5 protein-coding genes are annotated in these 2,604 nt (G+C 74.3%); all 5 read left to right on the forward strand.

Annotated elements, in window-relative coordinates:
* Positions 1 to 768, forward strand: a 768-nt coding sequence (locus H5J29_RS28775; protein WP_181784119.1) for an SDR family NAD(P)-dependent oxidoreductase, incomplete at its 5' end; no start/stop codon positions are given.
* Positions 765 to 1,070 carry a DUF1330 domain-containing protein gene (locus tag H5J29_RS28780; protein WP_181784120.1) on the forward strand — a complete coding sequence of 102 codons (306 nt, stop codon included), beginning with the start codon at positions 765 to 767 and terminating at the stop codon, positions 1,068 to 1,070. The genes H5J29_RS28775 and H5J29_RS28780, both read left to right, overlap by 4 nt.
* On the forward strand, positions 1,067 to 2,122 hold the full coding sequence (locus H5J29_RS28785) for an alcohol dehydrogenase catalytic domain-containing protein (protein WP_181784121.1): 1,056 nt from the start codon (positions 1,067 to 1,069) through the stop codon (positions 2,120 to 2,122). The genes H5J29_RS28780 and H5J29_RS28785 overlap by 4 nt, the downstream gene beginning before the upstream one ends.
* Entirely contained in the window at positions 2,119 to 2,316 is a 198-nt protein-coding gene (locus tag H5J29_RS35535; protein ID WP_246394430.1) for a Clp protease/crotonase-like domain-containing protein, read from the forward strand. Before H5J29_RS28785 ends, H5J29_RS35535 begins: the two co-directional genes overlap by 4 nt.
* A gap of 43 nt (positions 2,317 to 2,359) precedes the next feature.
* Positions 2,360 to 2,604: enoyl-CoA hydratase-related protein (locus H5J29_RS35540; protein WP_246394431.1), on the forward strand; the 245-nt coding region annotated here is incomplete at its 3' end.

The following is a 2,604-nucleotide window of genomic DNA, read 5'->3' on the forward strand; positions in this document are numbered from 1 at the left end:
CAGGCCTCCGGTATCGGCAACGGGAGGGCCGCCGCGGTGCTGCTCGCCCGGGCCGGTGCCCGCGTGGTCCTGGTGGACGCGGTGGCCGACCGGCTCGACGAGACCGTCGACCTGGTGAAGGAGGTCGGCGGGGAGCCCCTGGCGGTGACCGCGGACGTGACCCGCGAGGCGGAGTGCCGCGCGGTCGTCGGGGCGGCGGTCGAGCGGTTCGGCGGGGTCGACGTGCTGGTCAACAACGTCGGCGTCGTGGGCCCGGCCGAGGACGTCGTCGCTCTCGACGTCGAGGCGTGGCGGCGCACCGTCGACGTGAACGTGACCTCGATGATCCTGGCGTCGAAGGCCGCGATACCGCACATGCGGGCGGCGGGCCGCGGCTCGATCGTGAACGTGTCCTCGCTGGCCGGGACCCTGACCCACCCGCGTCCGGCCTACGCCGCGACCAAGGGTGCGGTCCTGTCGCTGACCCGCTCCATGGCCATGACCCACGGGCCCGAGGGCATCCGGGTCAACGCCGTCGCGCCGGGGATCGTCCACACGCCGATGGTCGCGGTCGAGGGACTGACGGAGGAGGCCCGGCGCGCCCGGGCCGCGCTGGTCCCGCTCCGCACCGAGGGCACCGGCTGGGACGTCGGCGAGGCCGTCCTCTACCTGGCGGGGGAGCGCTCCCGCTGGGTCAGCGGGACCACCCTGACCGTCGACGGCGGGTTCAGCGCCGACCTCCGGATGAGCAACGCCACCACCGCCACCCCGAACCGAGGAGAACGATGAGCTACTACATGTTGGCCGCCCTCCAGAAGCACGACGCCGAGGTGTTCGCCCAGTACCAGCGGCAGACGGCCGCCACGCTGGGTGCCTACGAGTGCAGGCCGCTGAGCGTGAACACCGGCCACAAGGTGATCGAGGGGGAGGGGGACCCGGACGTCGTCGTGTTGCTGGAGTTCGCCGACGAGGCCGAGTTCGACCGGTGGTGGGACAGCCCGGAGTACACCGAGGTCAAGCACCTGCGGGAGAAGTCCGCGACCGTGCTGCTCGGGGTTGCGTTCGGCGGCGGGGTGCACCTGCCGGGATGAGAGCACTCACCTTCAGTGGGCCGCGGGACGTCCGCGTCGTCGACGTCCCGGACGCGAAGCCCGCCGACGAGCTGGGCGCGGTGGTCCGGGTGAGCGCGGCCGGCGTGTGCGGCAGCGACCTGCACATCTACGCCGGGCACGGGTTCAGCCACGACACCGGCTACTGCGTCGGCCACGAGGCCGTCGGCGAGGTGGTGGAGGTCGGGAGCGAGGTGCGCCGGTTCGCCGTCGGCGACCGCGTGCTGCTCCCGGCCTCGATCGGCTGCGCCTGGTGCGCGACCTGCGCCCGGGGGCACGTGGTGGCGTGCGAGCACCGGCGGGAGCCGTGGAAGGAGTTCTGCTACGGCATGAGCCACCGGCTCCCCGGCTGCCAGGCCGAGGCGGTCGCGGTGCCGCACGCCGACGTGAACATGCTGCGGGTGCCCGAGGGCGTCACGGACGACACCGCGATCCTGTTGACCGACAACGCCCCCACCGCCTGGTACGGGGCGCGGCGGGCGCGGATCGCGCCCGGGGACGTGGTCGCGGTGATCGGGCTGGGTCCGGTCGGCCAGCTGGCCGTGCAGTCCGCGTTCCTGATGGGCGCGGCACGGGTGCTCGCCGCGGATCCCGTCGACCACCGGCGAGCCTGGGCGGTGGAGCACGGCGCCGAGCCCGTCGACCCGGCGGACCCGAAGGCGTCGCTCAAGGACCTGACAGCAGGGGAGGGGTGCGACGCCGTGATCGAGGCGGTCGGCGCGGACGAGACGATCGCGCTCGCGGTGAGCGCGGCGCGGCAGGCGGGACGGGTGAGCGTGGTCGGGGTGAGCCGCAACGGTGCCTTCCCCTTCCGGATGGAGGCGGCGCAGACCAAGGAGCTGAAGTTCGCGATCGGCCTGTGTTCGGCCCAACGCGAGCTGCCCGCCCTGATCTCGCTGGCGGCGGCGGGTCGGCTCGCGCCGGACACGCTGATCACGCACCGGATGGGGCTCTCCGAGGGCCCTGCCGCCTACGCCATGCTGGCCGACCGCACCGGCGGCGTCGGCAAGGTCGTCCTGGACCCCGCCCGATGATCGCCCGCGAGCGGCGCGGGGCGGTCACCGTCCTGACGATCGAGCACGGCCCGGTCAACGCGATGGACCTGGAGCTGTGCCGCGCGCTCACCGCCGAGCTCGAGACGGTGTCCGGGCCGGTGGTGCTGACGGGAGCCGGGCGCGCCTTCTCGGCGGGCGTCGACCTCCGACGGCTGCTCGACGTACGTCCGTGAGTTCCTGCCCGCCCTCGACGCGCTGTTCACGGCGGCGTTCGCGCTGGACGGCCCGGTCGTCGCAGCGGTCAACGGCCACGCGATCGCCGGCGGCGCCGTGCTGGCCGCGGCCGCGGACCGGGTGCTGATGGCCGACGGACGCGGGCGGTTCGGGGCGCCGGAGCTGAAGGTCGGCGTGGCCTTCCCGCAGTCGGCGCTGGAGATCCTGCGGCACCGGGTCGGCGAGGTCGCACTGCGGCGGGTGGTCGTCGAGGCGGAGACCTACGGCCCGGCCGAGGCCCACGCCAT

The organism is Pseudonocardia pini (genome assembly GCF_013870575.1).
GTDB classification, from domain to species: Bacteria; Actinomycetota; Actinomycetes; order Mycobacteriales; family Pseudonocardiaceae; genus Pseudonocardia; species Pseudonocardia pini.